Genomic DNA, 24,236 nt, shown 5'->3' with positions numbered 1-24,236 from the left:
TATGACTGAGGCCAAGACGCACGAGACCGCGGCGGCGCGCTCCGGCCCCAATTCACAGGGGCAGAACCGCACCGTCGGCCGGGCCGCCGTGCAGTCGGCCGACCCGTCGGCCACCAGCAAGTTCGTCCGTCCGCCGGGTATGAACCCACCGCCAACCGATCCGGCCGGCCAGGCCAACACCGGTGCGGCCAAGGCCCAGGTGGCCGAGGCGGTACGGGCGGCGCGGGCCACCGTGTCGGCGGCGGCGTCCCGCGGACCGCGGCGCGCGCGTCTGCACCTCAAGCGCATCGACCCCTGGTCGGTGATGAAGTTCGCGTTCGCCGTGTCGCTGGTGCTGTTCATCGTGATGGTCGTCGCCACCTCGGTGCTGTACCTGGCGCTCGACACCATGGGCGTCTTCGACAGCGTGAACAAGACGCTGACCTCGCTGATCGGTTCCGCCGGATCCGGCAGCAAGGGCTTCAACCTGCAGATCACGGCCAAGGGCGTGATCGGTGTCGCGGCCCTGCTCGGCGTGGTCAACATGGTCCTGTTCACGGCGCTGTCGACGCTCGGCGCGTTCATCTACAACGTGTGCTCCGACCTGGTCGGCGGCATCGAGGTCACGCTGTCCGAGAAGGACTGACGCGACGTCACCACGAAGGACCCGGGTCCTCGACCCGGGTCCTTCGCCGTCCCCACCCGACCCCGCGAGAACCCCGCAGCCCTGGTACTCGGGCCGGCGACGTCGCGCCGGTGGTACCCGGGAGACGTGGGGCGCGGGACCGGGTCGTGGCTGGTCACGGCGGTACGCGTCCACCGTCCCGGGGGGTCGGAACGGCGGTGCGGGGGAATTGCCGGCCGTACCGGGTGGGCCTGCTGGTACCGTCGGCGTTGCGTCCGAGGTCCGTGCCTCAGACGCGTGGTGTGCCTCGTCTCTCCACCCACCCCGGGTGGAGTCGGCTGGGCTCCGATGGGGTAATCTTCAGGCTCGCACGCGGGGCTATAGCTCAGTCGGTTAGAGCGCATCGCTGATAACGATGAGGTCGCTGGTTCGATTCCAGCTAGCCCCACTCCCTACCAATGGTTCTAGGGGGATCCAATGGTGAAGAAGCTTCTGATCATCGCCGCGGTCGTCGGCGTTGCCGCACTTGTCGCCAAGAAGGTCAAGGACGCGAACGACGAGCGGGCGCTGTGGCACGAGGCCACCACGTCCCCCGACCTTCGCTAGTCGTACCTTCGGCGGCCAGGAGCGGTCGCCAGCGCACACGGGCCCGACGGACAAGTACTTCCGTCGGGCCACGATGCCGTTTACGAGCCTGGTCGGGGCCGACCGGGTTTCCCGCGCGGGCACGGGTGCCCGCCGCTCGGGGCTGTAGCTCAACTGGCAGAGCATCGCCTTTGCAAGGCGGAGGTTAGGGGTTCAAGTCCCCTCAGCTCCACTCGTACCGACTGATGGTGTTGCCGTCGCGTGACGTGACCGTGTGGCCGCCATCCTCGCCGCGGATCCCGTGCGGCGCAACGGTGCCACGGTCGGGTGGCCCGGACGATGGTGCCGCGCTTGGTGAGCCAGAGCGGCACCGGGGCGGTCTCCGCGCGTTCGGCGGGGATGAGGTTGTGCCGGCAGTACGCGCGGATCTCGTCGCGGGTGTCGAGCGGGAAGTACCTGCTGTCCCAGGGTTCGGCGGTGACGTGGGGGAAGACCGAGCCGACGATCGCGGCGGCGTCCTCGGCGTCGAACGGCGACGGCGGGTACCCGTCGGGCAGCGGTTCGGGGTCGTTGGTCCGGGCGGCGGTGCAGGCGTGGTAGTGGCCGCCGGGCCGCAGCACCCGGTACGCCTCGCGGATCGCGGGCCGTGGATCGGCCAGATGGTAGAGGCACCACAGGTGGGTGACCTCGGCGAACGTACCGTCCGGGAACGGCAGGGCGAGCATGTCGGCGCGCACGACCGGCCGGTACGGGTTGGCGGCGAGCTGGGTGGGCGACGAGTCGACGCCGATCCACCGGACGCCGGGGCGCAGGGCGCGGGCGAGCCGTCCGTCCCCGCAGGCGACGTCGAGTACGGGGCCGGTCAGGTGGGTGGCGACGGTGTCGTGCGCGTCCCGCGGTGCGGTCCACGAGCGCCAGCGGCCCGGGTCCGTGTCGTAGTCGGGTGACAGCTCGGTCACGGCGTCGGTTGCGGGCCGGCGGCGTAGAGGGCGAAGGGTGCGTCGTCGTGGACGCCGGGGCGGCCGGGGAGCAGGCCGGGCCGGCGGATCTCGCCGACGTACGTCATGGCGAGGCGCCGCATCACCGCGCGCGACCGGTGGTTGTGCCGTTCGGTGAACGCGACGACCTCGGTCGCGGCGAGTTCGCCGAACGCGTGGGCGAGTCCGGCGCGGCCGATCTCCGTGGCGTACCCGCGGCCCTGGTGGGGGGAGCGGACCGCCCAGCCGACTTCGAGCCGCCGGCGGCCGTCGACCTCGGCGTACGAGAGGCCACCGCGGCCGACGAGTTCGCCGCTGTCCCGCGCGTACGCGAGCCACTTGTGCACGCCGTCGTCGTGCCAGGCGCGGCCCATCGCGGCGGCGGCGCGTTCGGCCTCGTCGCGGGACCAGCGCCCGGCGTACCAGCGGGCGACGTCGTCGTCCTGGTGCGCGAGCCACAGGTCGCCGGCGAGGTCGGGGCCGATCGGCAGGAGCCGCAACCGATCCGTGAGTACAGGCGGCATGGGCGGATGGTAGGGATCCGGGTTGGCGGCGGCAACGGGGTTGTCAGGCGGCGGGCACGAGGGCGTGGCCGTACCGGAAGCGGTTGGCCGGGTCGTACTCCCGCTTGATGTCGAGGAGGCGGCGGTGCACGGGCGCCGGCCAGCACTCGGACATGTCGGCGGCGCTGCGGGGCCGGCCGTGGAAGTTGACGAAGTCGCCCGAGGTGTACCCGGCGAGCGCGGTGGGCACGGCATCGACCGCGGCCGGTACGGCGTCGGCGACCGGCGGCATCAGCACACCCAGCGCGAACACGCAGTACGCGGCGCCGCGGGCACCGACCGCGTTCGGTACCTCCGGTGGGCGGGCGAGCGCGCCGCCGAGCTGGCGTACCTCCAGCATGAGGATCGGGGTGCGCACGCCGGGACCGGTGAGGTCGAGGATGCGGTCGTCGACCTCGGGCGGCAGGTCGGGCAGCAGCGCGCCGCGCTCGTAGAACGGCAGCGGGAACGTGGGGTCCTGGTGGATCGCGTCGACCGCGGTGTACGGCATCTCGCCGACGGCGTCGACGACCGGCGTCGCGGCCCGCCGCATCGGGTCGAGCAGCAGCGCACCGACCTCGGGATCGCCGACGTGGGCGTACCGGACGTGCGTGAGGAACTTGCCGCGCAACGGTTCCGGCACCTCGGGAATCGGCGGCAGGCGCAGCAGCGCGATCGACGCTGACGTGGTCTCCGGCAGCATCGGCGCCCACTCGCGGAACAGTCGCAGCAGCCGCGGCGCGTCGGCGCCCGGGTGGAAGATCGCCCCGCCGTACAGGGTGGTGACGGGGACGAGGTCGATGGTCATGCGGGTGACGATGCCGAAGTTGCCCTTGCCGCCGCGTACCGCCCATAACAGGTCGGGTTCGGTGCCGGGCTCCACCTGCCGTACCGTGCCGTCGGCGGTGACCAGCTCGAACGAGCGGACGTGGTCCGCGGCGAACCCGTACGCGCGGCCCAGCACCGGGAGCCCGCCGCCGGTCGTGTACCCGACGGCGCCGACGTCGGAGGCGGAGCCGTTGAGCGGGGCCAGACCGTACCGGGCGGCCTCGTCGATGACCTGGCGCCACCGTACGCCGGCGTCGATGGTGGCGGTCCGCGCCGCGGGGTCGATGGTCAGGCCGGTCATCCGGTGGGTGGCGACGAGTACCCCGCCGATGGTGGCGACCGCGCCGTGCCCGGTGGCCTGCACGCCGACGGGCAGGTCCGCGTCCGCGGCGTACCGGACGGCGGCGGCGACGTCGGCGGTGCACGTCGCGCCGACCGCGATGTCCGGACGGTGGGTGACGGCGAGGTTGAACCCGCTGGTCTCGGTGGCGTAGTCGGCGTCGTCGGCGGTGAACACCGGGCCGGCGACACGGTCGAGCGAGGTTGTCATGATCTCTCCCGGGTACGCGCGTCATCCGCCACCGTGCGCGCCCCGGCGTACGGCTGTCATCACCCGAACCGGCACCGCGCCGTGGGTCTACCGACCCGTACCGCAGGTCCCGGCCGGCGCCGGTGGACAGCGCCTTTTCGTACCGGGACCGCGCATACCGGTCGGGTCAGCGGCGGTGGACGACGGCGCCGCGGAGTACGACGGCGCGGGGGTGGTCGAGCTGGGCGAGGTCGGTGCGCGGGTCCTCGTCGTACACGACGGCGTCGGCGGGCGCACCGGGCACCAGCCCCGCCAGCCCCAGGTACGCGCGGGCCGTCCAGGACCCGGCGCCGAGCGCGTCGTGCACCGGTACGCCGGCGGCGGCGAGCGCGCGCACCTCGTCGGCGATCCGCCCGTGCGGCCGCGAGTCCGTACCGGCGAGCAGCGTCACGCCCGCCTCGGCCGCGGCGGCGGCCAGCCCGGGGTGCGCCGCGCTGCCCGACAGGTACCACCGGCGGCGGGGGCCGTCGGGTCGGGCGGCGAGGTGCTCGCGGCTGGCGGTGATGACCGACAGGGTCGGGGTGAGCGCGGTGCCCTGTTCGGCCATTCGGCTCAACAGAGCCGGATCGAGGCACATGCCGTGTTCGAGGGAGTCGACCCCGGCGGCGACGGCGGCGGCCCCGCCGGCGGCCTGCTGACTGTGTACGGCGATGCGACCGCCGGCCGCGTGCACCTGCCGTACGGCGTCGGTCAGGACGTCGATGGGGACCGCGGAGTCGTCCGGGCCCCAGTCCGCGATGATCTTCGCCCAGCCGGACGCGGCGGCCTGCGCGGCGGCGACCCGGGGCAGGTCGGCCAGGTCGGCACGCCGGCCCCAACCGTCGAAGAACGTGTCGTGCTGCGCGATCCACAGCCCGGCGTGCACCGCCCGCGGTACGTCCGGGTCGCGTCCGAACCAGGCCGGCGGCTCACCCGCCAACCCGGGCGAACGGATCATGGTGACCCCGCTGGCCACGTGTTCGTGCAGGTCGTCGCGGAGCATCCGGTCGTCGAGGGGCGCGCCGGGCAGCTCGGCACCGGGATGGGTGTGCGCGTCGACGAGGCCGGGCAGCAGCCAGCCCTCGGCGACCAGGTCGGCCCCGCGTACCGGGTCGGTGGTCCAGCGGTCGCCGTCGGCGTACAGGTCGGTCCACTCGCCGGTGGGCAGCGCGTACCCGCGGATCCGGGCGGTCACCAGCGGTCCCGCAGCAGGTGGATCGGCCCGGTGGAGACGCCGCCGTCGACGGGCAGCGTGACGCCGGTGATCCAGCCGGCGTCCGGCGACGCCAGGAACGCGACGGCGTTGGCCACGTCCGCCGGCTCACCGACCCGACCCAGCGGGTACATCGGGGCGAGGCGGTCCGGGCCGCCCTGCCCGTCCCACACCCGGGTACGGATCGTGCCCGGTGCGACCAGGTTGACCCGGACGCCCCGCGGCCCGTACGACGCGGCCAGGTTTTGTACGAGGACGCCGAGGCCGGCCTTGGCCACCGAGTACGGCTCGCTGCCCCAGGCGGCCAGCCCGTTCACCGAGCCGACGACCACCACCGACCCACCCTCGCCCAGATGCGGTACGGCGGCGCGGACGCACCGGACCACGCCGAGCAGGTTCAACTCGTACGCGGCGGACCAGTCGTCGTCGGACATCTCCGCGAACTCCGGCGTCTCCCGGTCCCCGCCGGCCGTACTGACCAGGCAGTCGAGCCGGCCGAAATGCTCGACACAGCGGGCGATCCCGGCGTCCACGGAGGACCGGTCGGTCACGTCGAGCCGGACCGCGAGTACGCCGTCGGTGTCGTCGGCGACCGCCCGCGCGGCGGCGAGGTCGACGTCGGCGGCCGCAACGAGCGCGCCCTTCGCCCGTAGCGCCGCCACCGTGGCTCGCCCGATCCCGTGCCCGCCGCCGGTCACCAGCGCGACCCGTCCCGTCATCGACATGCCCGCATCAAACCACGGCGTACGCGGCGGTCGCCTCGGGTGCGAGACTGGGCGCGTGACGGGGCGGGGACGGATGGCCGTCGGCGGGGGCGTGGCGCTCGGGATCGGGCTCGCGGCGCTGGGTTTCGTGGTGGCGGCGCTGGTGGGCGGAGCGCCGGGCACCGTCGCCGGGTACGTCTGCTTCGGCCTGGTCGCGCTGGTGTTCGGCGGTTCCGGGGTGGCGATGCTGGCCGGCAGCCGGGTGATGCCGCCGGACTGGCCGCCGCGCGACGACTGACATCGGTGGTGGTCCGGCCGGGGCACTCGGCTAGATTCCGGCGCATGTGGCTCACCGACGCGTGCTACCTGCGGCCCGACGGCACCTTCGGCCGCGCCGACCTCCTCGTACGTGACGGGGTGGTCGCCGAGGTCGCGCCCGCCGGCTCCCGACCGTCCGATGTGGACTGTTCCGGGTACGTGGTGCTGCCCGGCCTGGTGAACGGGCACTACCACAGCCAGGCGACGCTGATGCGGGGCATGGAGGCCGGGCTGGAACTGTTCGACTGGTTCGGCGACAGCCCGGGCGGGCGGGCGCAGTCGAGGGTCGGCGGCTGGCTCGACGACCCGGCGAACCTCACCGAACTCGCCGACGTCGTCCGCCACGAGTACGTGACGCTGCTGCGGCACGGTGTCACCACGGTCGCCGACTGCGGCTCGTCCGAGGCCGCGTCCCCGACACTGCTCGCCGACCTCGGCGACGAGGTCGGCGTACGGGTCATCGCGCAGGCGTACGACGACTGGATCGAGCGGGTCGACGATCCCGCGCGGTACACGGTGAACATCGAGTCGGAGGAGGACCTGACCCGCGAGTTCGTCGAGCGCGCGGTGGGCTGGCGCGACCGGTACCGGCCGGTGTTCGCCGGGCACTCGCTGGAGACCGTGGCCCGCCGGGAACTCGCGCTCGCCGCCTGGGGCCGCTCCTCCATCGCCGTACTCGACGAGCACGGGCTGCTGTCGCCGCGCACCGTACTGTTCCACGGCTGCGAGATGGACGCCGACGACGTCGCCACGCTGGCCCGTACCGGGGCGGCGGTGATGCACTGCCCGGTGTCGAACCTGAGCCTGCACGGCCGCATCCCGCCCGCCGTCGAGTGGCGCCGCGCCGGCGTGACCGTCGGGCTCGGCACCGACTGGGGCGACACCGACATGTGGGGTACGGTCCGCGCCGCGTGGCTGCTCCAGCAGCGGCTGCCCGACCAGCCCGCGTACCGGGGGGCGGACGAGCCGGGGCCGCTGTCCACCGACCGCGCCACCCACGCCGACGTCCTGCGGATGGCGACCCGCGGCGGCGCCCTCGGGTACTCCCGCGACGACCTCGGCGAGATCGCCCCCGGGCGTACCGCCGACCTGGTGTTCCTCGACGCGGACCGGCTCCGGCCGTACGTCGACGGGCCGGAGCTGTCGACCCTGGCCGCCGCGGTCGTCACGAGCGCGGGCCCGGGCGTCGTCCGGCACGTCCTCACCGCCGGCGAGTGGGCACTCCGCGACGGCGCCCCGGTACGCGTGGACGCCGACGCGCTGGCCGCCACGTACCACCGGATCGCGGCCGCCGTCACCGCCTGACCCGCGCGGCGACCAGCACTGCCGCGACCGCCGCCGCACCCGCCGGTACGAGGAAGCCGGAGTGTGGTGCGGTGCCGACGATCCGGCCGGTCACCGCGGTACCGGTGGCCACCCCGACCGCCGTCGCCGCGCTGAGCCACGCGTACGCCTCGGTGCGCTGAGCCGGCGGGGCGAGTTCGGTGGCCAGCGTGGCGCCGGTGATCAGGGTCGGCGCCATCGCCAGGCCGGGCAGCAGGATCGCCGCGGCCAGCGCGGGCAGCGAACCCGCCGCTGCCAGCAGGGCGCACCCGACCGCGAGCGCGCCGAACCCCGCGACGACCCGGCGCGCCGGCGCCACCTGCCAGTGCACCGCCCCGTACGCCAGGCCGGACACCATCGACGCGACCCCGAACCCGCCGTACACGGGGCCGGCCGCCGCCGCATGCCCCGCCGCACCGGCCGCCGCCGTGACCCCCACCTGGAGCCCGCCGAACACCACCCCGGTCGCCACGTACGCCGCGGTCAGCACCCGAACCCCCGGTACCGCCAGCGGCCCGGCGACTCCCCGGAGCCGCCTCGCGCGGGGTCGACGCGGTGTGCCGGCGGAGCGGGCGGCCATCACGACCGCGCCGGTGAGCACCAGCGCGACCGTCGCGAGTGGACAGACGGCCGGCGCGACCGCACCCAACACCGTCGCGAGCACCGGCCCCACCACGTACGACAGGTCGTCGGTGAGCGACTCGATCGAGAACGCCGAGCCGAGCACCGTACGGTCCGGCGCCAGCGCCGCCCACCGCGCGCGCGTCAACGACCCGACCGGCGGAACGGCCAGCCCGGCCAGCGCGACCGGCGGATACCAGGTGGCGGCCGGCGCGCCCGCGGTCACCACGACGAGCAACACCACCACCCCCACCGCGTACGAGACGGCCACCGGCGGCAGGACCCGGCGCGCACCGTACCGGTCGGCGAGGCGGGCGGTGAGCGGCCCGCCGACCGCACCAGCCAGGGCGGCGGTCCCGCGAGCGCGCCAGCCGCCGCGTACGAGCCGGTCGCGGAATGGACCAGGACGAGTACGCCCAGGCTGAGCATGGCGGCGCCGAGCCGTACCGGCAGCGACGCGAGATAGTAGGCGACAGCACCCGACAGTCGCAGCGCAGCCCGGTAGCGCAGCACGGCGTCAGGTACGGGTCGCCGACCGGATACGGCCGGCACGGTGCGGTCCTCTCCGCTGCCGGCGGGCCCACCCGTACGGGCGGCGAGGCGGCGGGCCGCGGGCGTCCGCGGGCTCGACCCGTGCCTCGATGGCCTGTAGCCGTCCAGAGCGACGCGACCGGGGACGCTCGGTCCACGTCGACCACACCCGGCAGATCAGTGCCTTCTCGGTACCCGCACCCTAACCGCGCCGCCGCGGGTCGCATCAACGCCCTGGTCGGGTACTGCGCGAGGGAAAGCGGTTGCCGGGCGTTGGGTTCGTGGCGTTGCCGGCTTGGTACGTGGGCTGGTTCGGGTTGGCTTGGGGGATTGCCGGTGACGTGGGCGGCGGGTGCGGATGCGGGGACGGCGGGAGGTCACAAATCGATTGTCCAATTGTTCAACTGTGCACTCGTCCAATTGTTGAACAGTTGAACAATGACATCGACGGACAATTTGCCCGCTCCCGCTCCCGCTCCCGCTCCCGCGCCACCCACCTCACTGCCGCCGCCGGCCGCCACGGCACCGCACGCGACTCCTCAACTCCCTGCTCCCTGCGCCGACCGCATCCAGGACGACCCGCCCACGACGCCGCCGGCCGCGAGTTCCGGGCGAACACGGACCCGAGTACGCCGGGTCAGCCGAGCAGCGCGGTGAGCCAGTCGGCGCGGCGCGCGGCGACGAGGTCGGTGTCGGCGCGCCAGACGGCGCCGTGGCCCTCGTCCCAGAGCCGCGCCCACGGCTGTGTACCGGTGGTGGCGCCGTCGGCGAGCAGGTCGTACATGGCGGCGAGTGGTACGGGGAGCATGTCGACGAGCGCGCGCCGGTCGTCTTCGCCGAGCCGGTACGCGTCGGCGGCGACGCGTAGCCGGTGTCCGAATCCGACGTCCGCCCAGCGTGGGTCGGCGGACAGCGGTACGAACCCGTGCAGCGCGTACGCGAGGTCCCAGAGGCGGGTGCCGGGTGCGGCGCCGTCCCAGTCGATGAAGGTCCAGGGGTCGCCGAGGACGAGGTTCCAGGGCGCGAGGTCGTGGTGGGCGATGATTTCGTCGCCGTGCGGCGGCCACAGGGTGCGCCAGCGCGCGTCGTCCGGCGGCCGGAACCCGGCGACCGCGTCGTGGTACTCGCGGATCAGCCGGAACACGGCGGCGAGCGCGTCGTCCGGGTCGAGCCGGTCGAACCGTTCCGGCCACGCCATCTCGCCCGGCAGGTACTCCAGCACCTCCCGCCCCTGCCGGTCCAGCCCGTACGCCCGGGGCGCGCCACGGAAGCCGACCTCGTACAGGTGGTCGAGCAGCGCGTGTACGGCCGGGGTCCAGGGTCCGGCGGGCCGCCGCACCGTGTCGCCGACGCGTACGACCTGGTCGGAGACGTTGCCGCCGGCCAACGGTTCCTCGGTCACACGGCGAGCCTGGCCACCGTACTCCCGCCCCGCCACCGATTTCCGGTGTCGTACCAGCGGGTCCGCGGCGGCATACTCGGGCGCATGGTCGAGATCCGCCGGCTCACGCCCGACGACTGGGAGCTGTTCCGCGGGGCGCGGCTCGCCGCGCTGGGCGACGCTCCGTACGCGTTCGCGTCGACGGTGGAGCGGGAGGCGGCGTTCGACGAGTGGCAGTGGCGGAGCCGGGTCGAGTCGGCGACCTGGTTCGCGGCGGTCGACGGGGCGCGCGGGGTCGGGCTGGTCGGCGGGTTCGTCGAGGAGTCCGGTGACCTGCACCTGATCGGCATGTGGGTGGCGGAGCCGCTGCGTGGTGCGGGCGTGGCGGCCCGGCTGGTCGAGGCGCTGCTGGCGTGGGCGCGGCACCGCCCGTTCCCCGGCGTACTCCTCTGGGTCGCGGACGGCAACGACCGTGCCCGCCGCTTCTACCGGCGCTTCGGCTTCCGCGGTACCGGCGTGCGCCAGCCGCTGCCGAGTGATCCGTCGGTCGGTGAGGAGCAGTACCGCCTGGCGTTGGAGGAGTCGTGATGCGCGTCGTCGTCGCACTGGACTGCCGTGACCCCGAGTCCCTGGCGCGCTTCTGGGCGCCGACCCTGGGGTACCAGGTCGCGGGGCCGATGGCCGGGGCGTACCTGGCGCTGGTGCCGCACACGGGCGACGGCCCGCAGCTGCTGCTCCAGCGCGTACCGGAGGAGAAGGCCGGGAAGAACCGGATGCACCTGGACCTGCGCGTGTCGGACCTCGCGGCCGAGGTGGCGCGGGTGGTGGCGCTCGGCGCGCGGCGGCTGACGGACGAGCCGCTGAGCGAGGACGGCTGGACATGGCACGTGCTGGCGGACCCGGAGGGCAACGAGTTCTGCGTACTCACGCCGGCCGGGTAGGACGGCGCCAGGTCGGCGTCGGCATGGACCGGTGGCCTGCCACGATGGGCCGATGACGTCGACGTTGCAGACCACACCCGCCCCGGACCGGCTCGACCTGCTCGCGGATCCGGTCGCCGCGGCGGTACGAGACTGGGCGGTGCCGGGCGTACCGGCGGGCGAGCTGCTGGTCGCGGAGATCGATCCGGACATGGCCGACACGGCCGAGTTCTGCGCGCGGTACGGCATGTCGTTGGACACCTCGGCCAACTGTGTCGTGGTCGCGGGCAAGCGCGGCGGTGAGATCCGGTACGCGGCGTGCGTCGTGCTCGCCACCACCCGCGCCGACGTCAACGGCCTGGTACGACGCCGGTTGGAGGCGCGGAAGGCAAGCTTCGCGCCGATGTCCGACGCGGTGTCGGCGACCGGTATGGAGTACGGCGGGATCACGCCGCTCGGTCTGCCGCCCGAGTGGCCGGTACTCGTGGACCCGGCGGTCGTCGGTACGCAACAGGTGGTGATCGGCTCGGGGCTGCGCCGGAGCAAGCTGCTGGTACCCGGCAAGGCGCTCGCCGGACTGCCGAACGCCGAGGTCACCGAGGGTCTCGGGGTACCCGTGTCCACCGATTGAGGGGTACTTATCCACACCTCGGATCGTTGTCCACAGCGGAATCCACAGGGGGTGTGGATCAACCTGTGGATAACCCTGTGAGTGTCAATGACCTCAGAAAACGCACCGTTTCTGAGCTGTTGGCCGCCTGGGTGTCGATGTTGCACGTGAAACATCGCCAGGGAGTGCGACCGTCCACAGTCGAGCCTGTGGATAAGTCGGTGGATAACTGGAACGGCCCGCCCGGAGACCGGGCGGGCCGTTGTCGTACGGAGTCAGATCGCGCAGGAATCGTCCGTACACGCGTCCTTGTCGGTGGTCGCATCGCCACCGATAGTGGTCAGAACGGACGTCGCGGACTCGCGGCGACGTACCTCGTCGAGTACCTCCAGGAGGGTGTCGGCCTCCTGCGCGCCGGACACCGCGTACTTGCCGGCGAAGACGAAGGTCGGCACACCCGTGATGCCCAGCTCGCGGGCCTCGTCGAGTTCCGCGTCGACCTCGGCCACGCCGTCGTCCGAGGCGAGGAACGCGGCGAGCGCGTCGCGGTCCAGCCCCGCCGCGACACCCACCTCCAGGAGTACGCCGGGATCGGCCACATTGCGGCCTTCAGTGAAGTACGCGGAGAAAAGTCCCTCGGCGACCTCGTTGCCGCGACCCTCCCGACCCGCGTACCAGGCGAGCCGGTGCGCCGGACGGGTGTTCACGTGCTGCGCGTCCTCGAAGCGGTAGTCGAGGCCGGCCGCGGCGCCCATCTCGGTGAGGCGCGCGTTCATCTCGCGCACCCGGTCGAGCCCGCCGAACTTGGCGGCCAGCGCGGGCTGCAACGGCGTCGGCTCGCTCGGCGCCGAGGGGTCGAGCTGGTACGGCCGCCAGCGCACGGTCACGTCGCCGTCGTACCGGTCGAGTGCCTGTTCGAGGCGGCGTTTGCCCAGGTAGCACCAGGGGCAGGCGATGTCGGAGAAGATCTCGATGTCCACGTGCACCACAACACCGCGCCGCCGGTACTTGATTCCGCAATGAAGCGGACCTCACGCGGAGTTGTAGCGCTCCAGGTACGAGGCGAACCGGGCGAGGTCGGCGTCCGGCCAGTCGGTGAGCCGGTCGGCCATCGCCCCGACGGCCTGCTCGCGCGCGACGTCGAGGTGCCGGCGGCCCTTCGCCGTGACCCGGAGTACCCGGGAACGGTGGTTGCGGGGGTCGGCGACGCGTTCGAGCAGGCCGCGGTCGGCCAGTTCGGCGAGCTGCCGGCTCACGGTCGACTTGTCCAGTACGTAGTGCTCGGCGAGGTCGGCGGCGCGGGTCTGCTCGTGCCGTTCCACGTGTGTGAGCAGCGTGTACGCCACCAGCGACAGTCCCGGATGGCTGCGCGCCGACACGCCGCGGGCGCGCCGGGCGAACTCGATCAGTTCGCGCTGGATGGTCTCGACCGCCTGTGACCGCTTCGACATCGCGCCTCCCGCCAGATGGTTGTAGAGTACAACTCGTTGTCAGTTGTAGATAGCAACCGAGGGACGGGGATGGGCAGCACACGGGCCGAGGCGGCCGCCGGCGTACGACACCTGCTCGGGCACCTGCTCATGCCGCTGCTGATGTGCGTCGGCATGGGCCTGGCGTACCTGGGCGGGTTCCACCACCCGGAGCCGAACGGGCTGCGCGTCGTCGTCGTGGGCGACCAGGCCGCGACCAAGGTGCTCGCCCAGACGCTCAAGGACACCGCCGGCGACGCGCTCGACGTCCGCACCGTCCCCGACCGGACCGCCGCGGTACGCGAGCTGCGCGCCGACACCATCTCCGGTGCGTACGTGCCGGATCGGCGGCACCCCGAGCTGCTCGTCGCCTCCGCCGCGTCGGGTACCACGGCCGACGCCGTCAAACAGGTCTTCGGTACTGTCGCGCTCCGCCAGGGCGCGCCGCTGACCGTCACCGACGTGGTCACCCCAGCGCGCGGCGACCCGACCGGACAGGGCCTGTTCTTCCTGCTCGTGGCCATCTCGATCGGCTCGTACACGGGGGTCGCGGCGATCGGCGCGGCCGGTGCGCGGCTGCGGATCGGGCTGCGCGCGGCGTTCGGGCTGGGGTTGTCGCTGGTGGTCAGCCTGCTCGGGGCGCTGTTCGCCGGGCCGGTCTTCCACCTCGTCGACCACGACCTGCCCGCGCTGTGGGCGCTCGGCTGGCTCTACTCCGCCGGCGTACTCGCGATCGGCATCGGACTGCACACGTTCCTCAAGCGGTGGACGACGCTCGCGCTGATGGTGCTGTTCGTGATGCTCAACTTCACCACCGCGGGCGGCGTGTTCCGGCCCGAGCTGCAGCCGCGGTTCTTCGGCGCCCTGCATTCCTTCTGGAACGGTGCCGGCTTCGTCGAAGGTCTCCGCGCCCTCCTGTACTTCGACGGTCACGGCGCCGGCGGCCGCATCCTCGCCCTCGTCCTGTGGTTCGTCGCGGGACTCGCCGTACTCGGTGTCGCCGCGGTCGCCGAACACCGCCGCGCGTCTCGTACGCCGGAGGTCGGGTTTCGGGCGGTTCCGGAGCGGTCGGCCGGGAGTGACCGGGCCGCCGCGGAGGACGAGGAGATCGAGGAGGCCGTGCCGGCGTGACGCCGCGCGGACCCCGGCCGTACCCGTCAGTACCTGCGGGTAACGTGGGCGCGGATCTTCGAGGTCCCGGTCGGACGGACCGCCGCGATCGGCCCCGTACCACCGGGTGAGGGGAGGCGGCCGACCGTGGCAACCGAGCAGTTCGCGAGCTACGTCGCGCTGGGGGACAGCTTCACCGAGGGCATGGACGACCCGTACGGTGACGGCACGTTCCGCGGCTGGGCCGACCGGGTCGCCGAAGTACTGGCCGGTCTGCACCCCGGATTCCGGTACGCGAACCTCGCCGTACGCGGGCGGCTGTTCAAGGCGATCGTCAACGAACAGGTGCCGACCGCCATCGCCATGCGCCCCGACCTGGTCAGCTTCGTGGCCGGCGGAAACGACGCGCTGCGGCCCGGCTTCGACCTCACCACGATCGGCCCGCGCCTCGACTGGGTGGTCGGCCGGCTCGGCGAGACCGGCGCGACCGTACTGCTGCTGACCGGTGGCGACCCGACGTTCCTGCTGCCCGGACAGCGCGTCGTACGACCCCGCGCCGAGGCGTACAACGAGGTCATCCGGGAGATCGCCGAACGGCGCGGCGCGGTGCTCGTCGACCTGTGGCAGGACGCCGCGTTCCGCGACCGCCGCATGTGGAGCATCGACCGGCTGCACCTGTCCCCGGTCGGACACCGGCGCGCCGCGGCCAAGGTACTCACCGCGCTCGGCGTACCGGTGGAGCCGGAATGGTTGGCCGAACTGCCGCCCGCCCGGCCCCGCCCCTGGCTCGCCGACCGCGGCGACGACCTGCGCTGGGCCGGCCGCTACTTCGCGCCGTGGATCAGGCGGCGCCTCACCGGCCGGTCGTCCGGCGACGGGATCACCCCGAAACGCCCCACCCTGGACGTGTTCTAGCGGAGCTGCCGCCGGTCCGAACCGCCCACCGACTTCCGCACCCTGCCGGCGATGAAGACCACGCCGCCGACGATGAGCGCGCCGATCAGCACGTAGAACAGCACGCCGAACAACGCGTGCAGGGCCCACACGACCAGCGATCCGGCGACGAACAGCCCGACCACCACCAGTGCCGCCATCACGAGCGCCTTCACGTCTCCCGCCCCCTCGTCATGGGCGGTCGGTGACCGCCGCATACACCCATGGTGCAGCGTCGGACCGCCCGCGACCATCGGGTGAGCCCCCTAATGCCGACTGAGCAGCATGTCGTACGCCCCGGCCAGCGTGCCGGCGTCACCCGCGCCCACCGACCGCCACGCCACGACGTGGTCGGGACGTACCAGCAGGGCGCCGTCCGGGGCGATGCGGGCAGCCGCCGGCCACTCCGGCCTCGGATCCGCCACCGCGATGCCGTACTCCGCCGCCGCGCGCCGCCACCCGTACGCCGCCGGCCCCGGCAACAACGTCAACCCCGGCCCGGCCAGATCCAGCGTCGAACCGCCGTCGAGCGGCACGTGCGGCATTCGCGTACCCGGACGGCCCGACAACTCCAGCCGGTCCCGCGGCTGCGCGCCAGCCCCGTCGTCCACCACCGCCCCACCCGTGTACTGGAAGCCCGCCACCAGCGCGAACGGGTGATCCAGCACTGTGTCGCCGCCGGCGGCTGGCGGGGGACCGCTGCGCAGCGCCGACTGCACCGCCGCATGGGTACCCGCCGCATGCCGCTCCACGTGGTACGTCTCCAGCAGCCCGGACCCCGCCGTACCGGCGCGCACCGCGGCGATCTTCCACGCCAGGTTCGCCGCATCCTGGATGCCGGTATTCGCGCCCATCGCCGCGTACGGCGTCATCACGTGCGCCGCATCCCCCGCCAGGAACACCCGACCCACCCGGAAACGCTCCGCCACCCGCGTCGCCGGCCGCCACCGCAGCACACTCGACACCTCCACATCCACACCCGGCACACCGATCGCCCCGCGTACCACCGCGGGCCAGTCCGGATCCGCCGGCGGCTCCGTCGTCAACAGAATCCAGCGGTACCGGCCGTCGACCGACGCCAACGCCGCCGGGATCGGCTCGGTCACCTGACACAGGTTGAACTCGCGGCCCGCGGTGACCGCGCCGAGGTCGGCCCGGAAGTACACGGTGACGGCGGTGGTGGGGGGTGGGGTGGTCGGGCTGGGGCTGCGGTCGGGGAAGGGGATGCGGAGGAGGTCGCGGATGGTGCTGTGAGCGCCGTCGGCGGCGATGAGGTGGCTGGCGTGGATGCGGAGGCGCGCAAATTGTCCATCGGTGTCATTGTTCAATTGTTCAACTGTGCACTTGTCCAACTGTTGAACAAGTGCACAGTTGAACAATCGATTTGTGACCTCCGCCGTCACCCCACCCCCTTCCTCCACCACCCCCGTCAACGTCGTCCCGAACCCCACCGGGATCCCCCGCTCCCGCACCGCTCGCAGCAGTACCGGCTCCAGTACGTCCTGCGCGACGAGGCAGGAGGACTCGGGGCTGACGGCGAGCAGTTCGCTGTAGTCGACGTACGGCGGTGGAGGGAGCGCTGCGGAGTCGGCGAGGGTCCGCCCTGCGCGCATGGCCTGGTGTGCGGCGAGTCCTTCGGCGGCGGCGTACACGGCGTCGGCGATGCCGATGGACCGGAGGATCTCCATGGTGCGGAAGTTGAAGCGGCGCGCCTTGGGCTGGGTGGACGTGCTGGCGTGCTTGTCGATGACGACGGCGGGTACGCCGTGGTGGTGCAGGGCGAGCGCGGTGCTCAGGCCGACGAGTCCGGCGCCGACGATCAGGACGGGCTGGGGCACGACAAGCTCCTCGTGTACGTCGTACATGGCGTGTACAACGTACACGATGGCTTAGGGTGGGGGGATGGAGCTTGTCTGGGACCTGCCCGAGCCGGCGGGACGGTCCGGGGGACCGACGCTCAGCCGCGAGCGGATCGTGCGCGCCGCGCTGGAGATCGCCGACGCCGACGGCACCGCCGCGGTCACCATGCGCCGCGTCGCGACCGCGCTCGGCTCGTCCACCCCGATGTCCCTCTACCGGTACGTGGGCGGCAAGGACGGCATCCACGACCTGATGCTCGACGCGGTGTACGCGGAGATCGACCTGCCGGCGGAGCCGAGCGGCGACTGGCGCGCGGACCTGACCCTGTTGGCGCGCAACGGAAGGAGGGCGCTGCGCCGGCACCGGTGGTTCGCGGCGCTGTCCCACCACCGGCCGACGTTCGGGCCGAATGCCTTGCGGCACAACGAATGGGCGTTGCGCGCGCTGGACGGTCACGGCCTCGACCCGGCCACCGCGATGAGCATCGTCGGCATGGTCTTCGGCTACGCCGTGTCGTACGCGCAGGGTGAGGCGGAGGAGTCCCGGATGCGCGACAGCATCGGCGTACGGACGGACGCGGAGCTGCGCGACTCGGCCCGGGAGTACGTGGACCGGATCGTCGCGGATCCGCGCTATCCGTTGCTGTCGCGGTGGATCACGGAGGCGGCGCCGGTCGATCCGGACGCGCAGTTCGCGCTCGGTTTGGACTGCCTGCTCGACGGCATCGCCGGCCGGGTGCTGGCGGACGCCGGGTGACCGCGGTCTGGTCCGCGTACGCTCCCGTTCTGGTCGGCACCGCCGCCGCCCTGCCGATCGCGATTCTGTTGGTACTGCTGCGAATGCGGCATACCAGCGTGCGTCGCGCCGTCGCCGAGGTCGGCGCCGTGTACGGGACGCTGCCGTGGCTGGCGATGACCCTCACCCCCGATCCCGGTGGTGCCCGGCGCCTGGATCTGGTGCCGTTGCGGGATCTCGCGCAGCTGGCCGGCGCGCCGCTCGACGTGGTCGTCGTGCAGCTCGTCGGTAACCTGCTCGTGTTCGCGGCGGCCGGTGCCCTGCTGCCCCTCCGGTACGCCTGGTTCCGTTCGCTGCCAAGGGTTCTGCTGCTCGGCGCCGTCGGATCCACCGTCATCGAGACCCTTCAGTACGTGCTGGGTCTGGGGCGGGTGTCGGCCGTCGACGACGTACTCGTGAACGCGGCCGGCGCGGTGCTTGCCGCGGCGCTGACGCGACCGTGGTGGTGGACGGAAAACGGGGCGACGGAAGGGATCGCGGGCGGCTGGGGTCGCCGACCGTGACGACACGAGTGGTGGTCTGCGGCGAGCGACCGGACTGCGCCGAGCAGATGCGGGGCCCGGGGTTCGCCGGCGGCTGGCCGGAGTTCATCTTCCACGACCCGACCGCGAAGCGGTACAGCGCGCGGCGCGCCGAGTACTTCGGGCACCTGGATCTGTTGCTGGTCGACGAGGACGACCGGGTACTCGCGGGCGGCTGGGGTGTGCCGGTCCGGTGGAACGGCGATCCCGCGACGCTGCCCGGCGGGTACACCCCGGCGAACGTGCTCGCGGTCGAGCAGTACGAGGCCGGCGAGGTGCCGGACACGCTGGTCGTACAGGCCGCGCAGGTGCGTGGTGACCTGCGGGGACGCGGGCTCGCCGAGGCGATGCTGACGGGTCTGATCGAGACCGCGGCCGGGCACGGGCTGACCCGCGCCGTCGCGCCGGTACGGCCCACGCTGAAGCCGAAGTACCCGCTGACGCCGATGGCGCGGTTCGTGACGTGGACGCGCGACGACGGGCTGCCGCTGGACCCGTGGCTGCGCACGCACGTAGGGATGGGGGCGCGGATCCTGGGCGTGGCCGAGCGTTCCATGGTGATGACGGGGACGGTCGCCGAGTGGGAGTCCTGGACCGGCCTCGCTTTCCCGGATTCCGGCGACTACGTCGTCCCCGACGCCTTCGCCCCGGTACGCATCGATCGCGCCGCCGACCGTGGTGAGCTGGTCGAACCCAACGTCTGGGTACGGCACCGCTGACGCCCGGCTGGCTCACATCGCGGGACGGTACGGGTCGCGCCACCCCGCCGGGTGGATACGCTGTCGCGATGACCGCCGAGCAACCGAACGGGCGCCGGTCACGGCGCGAGGAGATCCTGGACGTCGCCGTCGACCTGTTCGCGCGCCGCGGCTACCACGGTGTCTCGATGGATGAGATCGGCAAGGCGGCGGGCGTGACCGGACCCGCGCTGTACCACCACTTCTCGGGCAAGGAGGCGATGGTCGCCGCCGCGCTCATCCCGGTCAGCGAGCAGCTTCTCGCCGCCGGGCGGGCCCGCATCGCCGAGGCCGCCGACCCGGCCGCCGCGCTCGACGCGCTGCTCGACTTCCACGTCGAGTTCGCGCTGGAGAACCCGGCGGTCATCACGCTGCACCTGCACGAACTGGACCGGCTGCCCGCCGAGCCGCGCCGCGAGATCCGCCGCCTCCAGCGGCTGTACGTGGAGGAGTGGGTGGAGACCCTCGGCCAGCTCCGGCCCGACCTCAAGCCGGCCGAGGCCCGGGTACTCGCGCACGCCGCGTTCGGCCTGATGAACTCGACACCGTTCATCGGCGCGGAGATCGACACCGACCGCCGCGCCGAACTGCTCCGGTCCGCGACCCGCGCCGCCCTGCTCTCCTGACGCCCGCCGATGTCCTGACGCCGCCGGCACGGACGGTGACGTGGCCGGAGACGTACCGTCTGGGGTGTTCGTGACCAGCGTGAATTCGCTGGCGGAAGTCCGACAGACGGCACGTTGATCATGAAGCGTGAGCCCATAATCTCCCTCCGTGGAGACCGATTCGCCGGCGACCACGACCTTTGCCCAGGTCCTCGCCCACACCCGAGCCGCGGCCGGCCTCACCCAGGAGGAGCTGGCCGAGCGGGCGGAACTGAGCGTCCGGGCGGTCAGCAACCTCGAACGCGGTGAGGCGTCCCGGCCGCGCCGCGGCACCATCGACCGGCTCGTCGCCGCGCTGGGGCTGACCGGCGGGGACGCCCGGCGGTTCACCGACATCGCGCGCGGCCGGCCCGCCGCCGCGCTGCCGGACGGCCCGCCCGAGCCGGCCGGTCCCGCCCAGCTGCCCACCGACCTGCCCGACTTCACCGGCCGTACGGGCGAGTCGGCGCGGCTGGCGGAGCTGCTTTCCGGCGACGGCACCGGCGTACGGATCGTGGTGGTCGGGGGCGGCGGTGGCGTCGGCAAGACCGCCCTCGCCGTACGGGTCGCGCACCGGCTCCGGCACCGTTTCCCCGACGGCCAGCTGTACGTGGACCTCGCCGGCTCGCGGGACGCCGAGGTGGCGCCGGCGACCGCGCTGGCGGCGTTCCTCTCCGCGTACGGCGGGGAGCCGCGGGAGGGCGAGGACACCGCGCGCCGGGCCGCCCGGTACCGGAGCGTGCTGGCCGGGCGCCGGGTCCTCGTGGTGCTCGACGACGCCCGCGACGCCGCCCAGGTACGCCCGCTGCTGCCCGCCGGTGCCGGCAGCGCGGTGCTTGTGACCAGCCGGAACAGGCTGCCCGACCTGGCCGGCGCGCGGCACCTGATCGTCGGCGAGCTGGCCGCCGGGGACGCCACCGACCTGTTCGCGCGGATCGCCGGCCCGGACCGGGTGGCGCGGGAGGCCGAGGCGACCGCGCGCGTCGTCGCCGCCTGCGACCGCCTGCCCCTCGCCGTACGGATCGCGGGTGCCCGGCTCGCCGTACGCCCGGAGTGGTCGGTCGCGGCGCTCGCCGACCGGCTCGCCGCCGCCCGCGGCACGCTGGACGAGCTGCGCGCCGGCGACCTCGCCGTACGGTCGTCGTTCCGGCTCAGCTACGACCGGCTCACGATGTCGTCGGCCCGGATGTTCGCGCTGCTCGGGCACTGGCCGGGGCACGACCTCGGCGTACCGGCGGCGGCCGCGCTCGCGGGCACCGACGAACCCACCGCCGAACGGCTGCTCGAACTCCTCGTCGACGCGCACCTGCTGGAGAGCCCGGCGCCCGCCCGGTACCGCCAGCACGACCTGCTGCACGCGTTCGCCGGTGAGCTGCTCGCCGGCGAGATCGGCGCGGACGCCTCCCGCGAAGCCCTCACCCGACTCTTCTCGTACCTGACGGCCACCGCGTACGAGGCGGATCTGGCGCTGTGGCCGGCGAGCGGGCCGCCGTTCCCGGCCGAGTCGGTCGCCGACCCGCGCGCCGCCCCGTTCACCGGCTACGAGGCCGCCATGCGCTGGTACGCGGCGGAGTGGCCGGCGCTGGATGCGTTGCTGCGCAAGGCTTCCGCCGACGACTCGGTACCGGCAGCGCTGGCCGCGCGGTTCGCCGCGCTGGTGACGCTGTTCCCGTTCGTACGGGAGGATCTGGTGGGGTTGGAGCGCGGCTCGCGGCACGCCGCGACCCTCGCCGAACGCGCCGGCGACCACCTCCTCGCCGCGAACGCGCACAAGCGACTCGGGTTCGCGCTGGCGCAGCTGCACCGGACGGACGAGGCGGCGGAGCACCAGGAACGCGCGCTCGCCGCGTTCCGCGCGGCGGGCGACCTGGAGGGCGAGGCCGGGATGCTCAACAGCATCGGCCGCCGCCTGCTCACCGACGCACACACCACCCCCGGGTACGACGTCGCCCGCCGGTACCTGCGCGACGGGCTGGCCGCCGCCCGCGCGACCGGACGCGGCTCCGCGCAGGTCACCGCACTCGGCAACCTCGGACGGCTGGAACACCGCGCCGGCCGGTACGTCGAGGCGCACGAGTACCTGACGGAAGCGTTGGCGTTGAGCCGGAAGCTGGGCGCGCGCCAGCTGGAGGCGGCGGTCGCCGGCAGCCTCGGTACGGTGCTCGCCGCGCTCGGGCGGCCCGCCGAGGCGGTCGGCCGGCACGACCACGCGCTGCGCGTCAGCCGCGCGCTGTGCGACCGGTCCGGCGAGGTGGTGGCGCTGCGCGAACTGGCCGAGACGTACCGGGTGACGGGGCGGGCGGACCGCGCCGCCGAGTACGCCGGGCAGGCCCTCGACCTGCACCGGGAGTACGGCGGGAGCGACGATTCCGGCGCCGCGGTACTCGTCACGCTCGGGCGGGCGCTCGCCGCGCTGGGCCGTACCGGGGAGGCCCGGGAGCACTGGTCGCGGGCGCTGTCGACGCTCGCGGACCGTGACCCGGCCGCCGCGGACGAGGTACGCGGGCTGCTCGGTCCGGCCTGAATCGGAGGACCTGGATCGCCGCCACACCAACGGATTCGGCCGTTTCCGGCCGTCCTGGGAGCCTGGCCTGGTGATGGTGCGGCCAGCCGGGTCGTGACGGTGGCGGTGGCCAGGTCACGACCCGGCTGGCTGGCACGTCCGCATCCGCGTGGCGGACCGTCGCCGGCCCGGATCGTCGGCCCGGTGGGGGCCGCGAGGTGGGCCGTGCCGTGCCTCCCCGGTTGGCGTGCGACGGATCGGCGGATGTGCTGCGGTTGTCGTCGAGGCCGGAACAAGGGCCCTCAGACCGCCCCCCGTTCGGTCCGAGGGAGGGGCATCCCAACACCGACGGCAACCGCACACAGATCGTGCGTGGGCCTGCCGACAGGGACCATGAAGAACGACATGCAGTTTCGTAGCGGTGCGTAGTTTCCGGCCGGTATCGACCGATCGGTACCGGTGCGGCGCCCGGCGGTACGGCGACCGTGCCGTGACCCCGCGTACGAGTCGGCCATCGGGGGAGGAACCGGCCCGGGTGGTACCCGTCGCGGCGGCGCGCACGAGTACCCTAACGATCGTTCGGGAGACTGGGAGGGCACGTGATCGAGTCGCTGCTCGTCGCCAACCGCGGGGAGATCGCCCGGCGGATCATCCGCACCGCACGCCGGCTCGGGGTGCGCACCGTCGCGGTGCACTCCGAGCTGGACGCGGACCTGCCGTACGTGCGGGAGGCGGACGAGGCGGTAGACATCGGGCCGGCGCAGGCGTACCGGAACGCGGAGGCGGTGCTGGCCGCGGCGCGCAAGACCGACGCCGCCGCGATCCACCCCGGATACGGCTTCCTGTCGGAGAACGCGGAGTTCGCCCGCGCCGTCGAGGCGGCGGGGCTGGTCTGGGTCGGCCCGCCCGCCGACGCGATCGACCAGATGGGCGACAAGATCAACGCGCGGAACCTGATGGCCGCCGCCGGCGTCCCCGTCTCCCCGGGTACGACGACGCCGATGGCCAGCGCCGAGGAGGCCGTCGCCGCCGCCGCGACCATCGGGTACCCGGTGATGGTGAAGGCGGCGGCCGGCGGGGGCGGCATGGGCATGGCGTCCGCCGCGGACGCCGCCGAGCTGGCCGCGCAGTACGAGAAGGTGCGGGCTTTCGCGGAGCGGATGTTCGGCGACGGCAGCGTCCTCGTCGAGCGGTACTTTCCGCGCGTGCGGCACGTCGAGGTGCAGATCCTGGGCCTGGCGGACGGCCGGGTGGTGGCGCTCGGCGAGCGGGAGTGCTCGGTGCAGCGGCGCAACCAGAAGGTCGCGGAGGAGGCGCCGTCGCCGGCCGTCACACCGGAACTGCGGGCCCGGCTGCTCGGTGCGGCGCAGCTGGCCGGCGAGGCCGTCGGCTACCGCAACGCCGGTACGGTCGAGTGCCTGCTCGACCCGGACGGCGGCGAGTTCTTCTTCCTGGAGATGAACACGCGGCTCCAGGTGGAGCACCCGATCACCGAGGCGACGCTCGGCATCGACCTGGTCGAGGCACAGCTGCGGATCGCGTCCGGCGAGGAGCCCGGGTTCGACCCGGCGGCGCTGGAGATCACCGGGCACGCGCTGGAGTTGCGGGTCAACGCCGAGGATCCGAAGCGGTTCCTGCCCGGCCCCGGCGCGGTCCGTACGTGGGTGGAGCCGGTGGGGGAGGGCGTCCGCGTCGACTCCGGGTACGCCGAGGGCACGACCGTGACCCCGGCGTACGACGCGCTGATGGCGAAGCTGGTCGTGTCCGGCCCCGACCGCGAGACGGTACTGGCGCGGGCGCGGCGGGCGGTCGCCGGGTTCGAGATCGTGGGGCCGAAGAACAACCTGCCGTTCTTCACCGAACTGCTGGACGACGCCGAGTTCGTGTCCGGCGAGTACGACACGGGCATCATCGGCCGGATGCGGTCGTGACATCAGGA

General features: G+C 73.4%; 27 protein-coding genes, 2 tRNA genes and 1 pseudogene. 18 read left to right on the top strand and 12 right to left on the bottom strand.

What is annotated here, in order from left to right; genetic code table 11:
* Position 1 precedes the first annotated feature (1 nt).
* The 5 genes from Aru02nite_RS20455 to Aru02nite_RS20440 all read left to right on the top strand — a co-directional run bounded on the left by Aru02nite_RS20455 (position 2) and on the right by Aru02nite_RS20440 (position 1,789).
* Positions 2–625, top strand: coding sequence for a DUF3566 domain-containing protein (locus Aru02nite_RS20455; protein WP_373324920.1), 624 nt, complete (start codon positions 2–4; stop codon positions 623–625).
* A 353-nt stretch (positions 626–978) separates the two neighbouring features.
* Positions 979–1,052: transfer RNA gene (locus tag Aru02nite_RS20450), tRNA-Ile, on the top strand.
* A gap of 29 nt (positions 1,053–1,081) precedes the next feature.
* Positions 1,082–1,210: a DLW-39 family protein gene (locus Aru02nite_RS36775; protein WP_239076824.1), complete on the top strand. Its 129-nt coding sequence runs from the start codon at positions 1,082–1,084 to the stop codon at positions 1,208–1,210.
* A 138-nt stretch (positions 1,211–1,348) separates the two neighbouring features.
* A tRNA-Ala gene (locus tag Aru02nite_RS20445) sits at positions 1,349–1,421 on the top strand.
* 119 nt (positions 1,422–1,540) lie between these two features.
* Entirely contained in the window at positions 1,541–1,789 is a 249-nt protein-coding gene (locus Aru02nite_RS20440; protein ID WP_203660042.1) for a hypothetical protein, read from the top strand.
* A gap of 11 nt (positions 1,790–1,800) precedes the next feature.
* Here Aru02nite_RS20440 and Aru02nite_RS36770 read toward each other — a convergent pair.
* The 5 genes and pseudogenes from Aru02nite_RS36770 to Aru02nite_RS20415 all read right to left on the bottom strand — a co-directional run.
* Positions 1,801–2,148: pseudogene (locus Aru02nite_RS36770) on the bottom strand (class I SAM-dependent methyltransferase); the annotation flags it as partial.
* Entirely contained in the window at positions 2,145–2,690 is a 546-nt protein-coding gene (locus Aru02nite_RS20430) for a GNAT family N-acetyltransferase (protein ID WP_203660040.1), read from the bottom strand. The pseudogene Aru02nite_RS36770 and the gene Aru02nite_RS20430, both read right to left, overlap by 4 nt.
* A 43-nt stretch (positions 2,691–2,733) precedes the next feature.
* On the bottom strand, positions 2,734–4,086 hold the full coding sequence (locus Aru02nite_RS20425) for an FAD-binding oxidoreductase (RefSeq protein ID WP_203660038.1): 1,353 nt from the start codon (positions 4,084–4,086) through the stop codon (positions 2,734–2,736).
* A 166-nt stretch (positions 4,087–4,252) separates the two neighbouring features.
* Positions 4,253–5,299 (bottom strand): amidohydrolase family protein, encoded by a 1,047-nt coding sequence (locus Aru02nite_RS20420; protein ID WP_239076823.1) that lies wholly within the window; start codon positions 5,297–5,299, stop codon positions 4,253–4,255.
* Positions 5,296–6,042, bottom strand: a complete 747-nt coding sequence (locus Aru02nite_RS20415; protein ID WP_203660036.1) for an SDR family NAD(P)-dependent oxidoreductase — start codon at positions 6,040–6,042, stop codon at positions 5,296–5,298. The genes Aru02nite_RS20420 and Aru02nite_RS20415 overlap by 4 nt, the downstream gene beginning before the upstream one ends.
* A 55-nt stretch (positions 6,043–6,097) precedes the next feature.
* Here Aru02nite_RS20415 and Aru02nite_RS20410 point away from each other — a divergent pair, with 55 nt between their 5' ends.
* Both Aru02nite_RS20410 and Aru02nite_RS20405 read left to right on the top strand, forming a co-directional pair.
* Positions 6,098–6,319: a hypothetical protein gene (locus Aru02nite_RS20410; RefSeq protein WP_203660034.1), complete on the top strand. Its 222-nt coding sequence runs from the start codon at positions 6,098–6,100 to the stop codon at positions 6,317–6,319.
* A 44-nt stretch (positions 6,320–6,363) separates the two neighbouring features.
* Positions 6,364–7,644, top strand: a complete 1,281-nt coding sequence (locus Aru02nite_RS20405; protein ID WP_203660031.1) for an amidohydrolase family protein — start codon at positions 6,364–6,366, stop codon at positions 7,642–7,644.
* Here Aru02nite_RS20405 and Aru02nite_RS37260 read toward each other — a convergent pair.
* The 3 genes from Aru02nite_RS37260 to Aru02nite_RS20390 form a co-directional block, all read right to left on the bottom strand.
* Positions 7,634–8,554 carry an MFS transporter gene (locus tag Aru02nite_RS37260; protein ID WP_203660029.1) on the bottom strand — a complete coding sequence of 307 codons (921 nt, stop codon included), beginning with the start codon at positions 8,552–8,554 and terminating at the stop codon, positions 7,634–7,636. The two genes, Aru02nite_RS20405 and Aru02nite_RS37260, sit on opposite strands and share 11 nt — an antisense overlap.
* Positions 8,506–8,835, bottom strand: a complete 330-nt coding sequence (locus tag Aru02nite_RS20395) for a hypothetical protein (protein ID WP_203660027.1) — start codon at positions 8,833–8,835, stop codon at positions 8,506–8,508. Before Aru02nite_RS20395 ends, Aru02nite_RS37260 begins: the two co-directional genes overlap by 49 nt.
* Positions 8,836–9,451: 616 nt before the next feature.
* Positions 9,452–10,216 (bottom strand): phosphotransferase, encoded by a 765-nt coding sequence (locus tag Aru02nite_RS20390; protein WP_203660025.1) that lies wholly within the window; start codon positions 10,214–10,216, stop codon positions 9,452–9,454.
* 84 nt (positions 10,217–10,300) lie between these two features.
* On the opposite strand from Aru02nite_RS20390, the gene Aru02nite_RS20385 reads away from it, so the two are divergent.
* Genes Aru02nite_RS20385 through Aru02nite_RS20375 form a run of 3 tightly spaced genes read left to right on the top strand, consistent with a single transcriptional unit; the run spans position 10,301 to position 11,746 of the window.
* Positions 10,301–10,783 (top strand): GNAT family N-acetyltransferase, encoded by a 483-nt coding sequence (locus Aru02nite_RS20385; protein ID WP_203660023.1) that lies wholly within the window; start codon positions 10,301–10,303, stop codon positions 10,781–10,783.
* Positions 10,783–11,136, top strand: a complete 354-nt coding sequence (locus Aru02nite_RS20380) for a VOC family protein (protein ID WP_203660021.1) — start codon at positions 10,783–10,785, stop codon at positions 11,134–11,136. Before Aru02nite_RS20385 ends, Aru02nite_RS20380 begins: the two co-directional genes overlap by 1 nt.
* Positions 11,137–11,188: 52 nt before the next feature.
* Positions 11,189–11,746, top strand: coding sequence for a YbaK/EbsC family protein (locus Aru02nite_RS20375; protein WP_203660019.1), 558 nt, complete (start codon positions 11,189–11,191; stop codon positions 11,744–11,746).
* Positions 11,747–12,000: 254 nt separating this feature from the next.
* Here the strand turns inward: Aru02nite_RS20375 and Aru02nite_RS20370 are convergent, their stop codons facing one another.
* The gene (locus tag Aru02nite_RS20370; protein ID WP_203660361.1) at positions 12,001–12,705 is read right to left on the bottom strand and encodes a DsbA family oxidoreductase; all 705 of its coding nucleotides are present in this window, start codon (positions 12,703–12,705) and stop codon (positions 12,001–12,003) included.
* Positions 12,706–12,756: 51 nt separating this feature from the next.
* Complete coding sequence (locus Aru02nite_RS20365; RefSeq protein ID WP_203660017.1) at positions 12,757–13,176, bottom strand: MarR family winged helix-turn-helix transcriptional regulator; 420 nt, start codon at positions 13,174–13,176, stop codon at positions 12,757–12,759.
* A 69-nt stretch (positions 13,177–13,245) separates the two neighbouring features.
* On the opposite strand from Aru02nite_RS20365, the gene Aru02nite_RS20360 reads away from it, so the two are divergent.
* Together Aru02nite_RS20360 and Aru02nite_RS20355 are read left to right on the top strand one after the other, a co-directional pair.
* Complete coding sequence (locus tag Aru02nite_RS20360; RefSeq protein WP_203660015.1) at positions 13,246–14,325, top strand: ABC-2 transporter permease; 1,080 nt, start codon at positions 13,246–13,248, stop codon at positions 14,323–14,325.
* A gap of 126 nt (positions 14,326–14,451) precedes the next feature.
* Complete coding sequence (locus Aru02nite_RS20355) at positions 14,452–15,219, top strand: SGNH/GDSL hydrolase family protein (protein ID WP_275408676.1); 768 nt, start codon at positions 14,452–14,454, stop codon at positions 15,217–15,219.
* Here the strand turns inward: Aru02nite_RS20355 and Aru02nite_RS20350 are convergent.
* Both Aru02nite_RS20350 and Aru02nite_RS20345 read right to left on the bottom strand, forming a co-directional pair.
* A complete protein-coding gene (locus Aru02nite_RS20350; protein ID WP_203660013.1) occupies positions 15,216–15,455 on the bottom strand; it encodes a hypothetical protein in 240 nt (79 codons plus the stop codon). The genes Aru02nite_RS20355 and Aru02nite_RS20350 overlap by 4 nt on opposite strands.
* Positions 15,456–15,503: 48 nt before the next feature.
* Entirely contained in the window at positions 15,504–17,075 is a 1,572-nt protein-coding gene (locus Aru02nite_RS20345) for an FAD-dependent monooxygenase (protein WP_203660011.1), read from the bottom strand.
* A gap of 64 nt (positions 17,076–17,139) precedes the next feature.
* On the opposite strand from Aru02nite_RS20345, the gene Aru02nite_RS20340 reads away from it, so the two are divergent.
* The 6 genes from Aru02nite_RS20340 to Aru02nite_RS20315 all read left to right on the top strand — a co-directional run bounded on the left by Aru02nite_RS20340 (position 17,140) and on the right by Aru02nite_RS20315 (position 24,228).
* Complete coding sequence (locus Aru02nite_RS20340; protein ID WP_203660009.1) at positions 17,140–17,853, top strand: TetR/AcrR family transcriptional regulator; 714 nt, start codon at positions 17,140–17,142, stop codon at positions 17,851–17,853.
* Positions 17,850–18,395 (top strand): VanZ family protein, encoded by a 546-nt coding sequence (locus Aru02nite_RS20335; protein WP_239076822.1) that lies wholly within the window; start codon positions 17,850–17,852, stop codon positions 18,393–18,395. The genes Aru02nite_RS20340 and Aru02nite_RS20335 overlap by 4 nt, the downstream gene beginning before the upstream one ends.
* The gene (locus tag Aru02nite_RS20330) at positions 18,392–19,132 is read left to right on the top strand and encodes a hypothetical protein (protein ID WP_239076821.1); all 741 of its coding nucleotides are present in this window, start codon (positions 18,392–18,394) and stop codon (positions 19,130–19,132) included. The genes Aru02nite_RS20335 and Aru02nite_RS20330 overlap by 4 nt, the downstream gene beginning before the upstream one ends.
* A gap of 68 nt (positions 19,133–19,200) precedes the next feature.
* Positions 19,201–19,776, top strand: coding sequence for a TetR/AcrR family transcriptional regulator (locus Aru02nite_RS20325; protein ID WP_203660007.1), 576 nt, complete (start codon positions 19,201–19,203; stop codon positions 19,774–19,776).
* A gap of 148 nt (positions 19,777–19,924) precedes the next feature.
* Complete coding sequence (locus Aru02nite_RS20320; RefSeq protein WP_203660005.1) at positions 19,925–22,318, top strand: ATP-binding protein; 2,394 nt, start codon at positions 19,925–19,927, stop codon at positions 22,316–22,318.
* Positions 22,319–22,896: 578 nt separating this feature from the next.
* Positions 22,897–24,228 (top strand): acetyl-CoA carboxylase biotin carboxylase subunit, encoded by a 1,332-nt coding sequence (locus tag Aru02nite_RS20315; protein ID WP_203660003.1) that lies wholly within the window; start codon positions 22,897–22,899, stop codon positions 24,226–24,228.
* Positions 24,229–24,236: the final 8 nt, after the last annotated feature.

This window comes from Actinocatenispora rupis, from assembly GCF_016861975.1.
GTDB classification, from domain to species: domain Bacteria; phylum Actinomycetota; class Actinomycetes; order Mycobacteriales; family Micromonosporaceae; genus Actinocatenispora; species Actinocatenispora rupis.
Note: the sequence above shows the minus strand (reverse complement) of the source record. Positions and strands in the feature narration are given on the sequence as shown.

Excerpts from the sequence above, each read along its gene's own strand:
- Aru02nite_RS20430 (WP_203660040.1), bottom strand. The coding sequence starts at position 2,690 with ATGCCGCCTGTACTCACGGATCGGTTGCGGCTCCTGCCGATCGGCCCC.
- Aru02nite_RS20415 (WP_203660036.1), bottom strand. The coding sequence starts at position 6,042 with ATGTCGATGACGGGACGGGTCGCGCTGGTGACCGGCGGCGGGCACGGG.
- Aru02nite_RS20365 (WP_203660017.1), bottom strand. The coding sequence starts at position 13,176 with ATGTCGAAGCGGTCACAGGCGGTCGAGACCATCCAGCGCGAACTGATC.
- Aru02nite_RS20375 (WP_203660019.1), top strand. The coding sequence starts at position 11,189 with ATGACGTCGACGTTGCAGACCACACCCGCCCCGGACCGGCTCGACCTG.
- Aru02nite_RS20380 (WP_203660021.1), top strand. The coding sequence starts at position 10,783 with ATGCGCGTCGTCGTCGCACTGGACTGCCGTGACCCCGAGTCCCTGGCG.
- Aru02nite_RS20350 (WP_203660013.1), bottom strand. The coding sequence starts at position 15,455 with ATGCGGCGGTCACCGACCGCCCATGACGAGGGGGCGGGAGACGTGAAG.
- Aru02nite_RS20405 (WP_203660031.1), top strand. The coding sequence starts at position 6,364 with ATGTGGCTCACCGACGCGTGCTACCTGCGGCCCGACGGCACCTTCGGC.
- Aru02nite_RS20455 (WP_373324920.1), top strand. The coding sequence starts at position 2 with ATGACTGAGGCCAAGACGCACGAGACCGCGGCGGCGCGCTCCGGCCCC.
- Aru02nite_RS20425 (WP_203660038.1), bottom strand. The coding sequence starts at position 4,086 with ATGACAACCTCGCTCGACCGTGTCGCCGGCCCGGTGTTCACCGCCGAC.
- Aru02nite_RS20385 (WP_203660023.1), top strand. The coding sequence starts at position 10,301 with ATGGTCGAGATCCGCCGGCTCACGCCCGACGACTGGGAGCTGTTCCGC.
- Aru02nite_RS20360 (WP_203660015.1), top strand. The coding sequence starts at position 13,246 with ATGGGCAGCACACGGGCCGAGGCGGCCGCCGGCGTACGACACCTGCTC.
- Aru02nite_RS20325 (WP_203660007.1), top strand. The coding sequence starts at position 19,201 with ATGACCGCCGAGCAACCGAACGGGCGCCGGTCACGGCGCGAGGAGATC.
- Aru02nite_RS20340 (WP_203660009.1), top strand. The coding sequence starts at position 17,140 with ATGGAGCTTGTCTGGGACCTGCCCGAGCCGGCGGGACGGTCCGGGGGA.
- Aru02nite_RS36775 (WP_239076824.1), top strand. The coding sequence starts at position 1,082 with ATGGTGAAGAAGCTTCTGATCATCGCCGCGGTCGTCGGCGTTGCCGCA.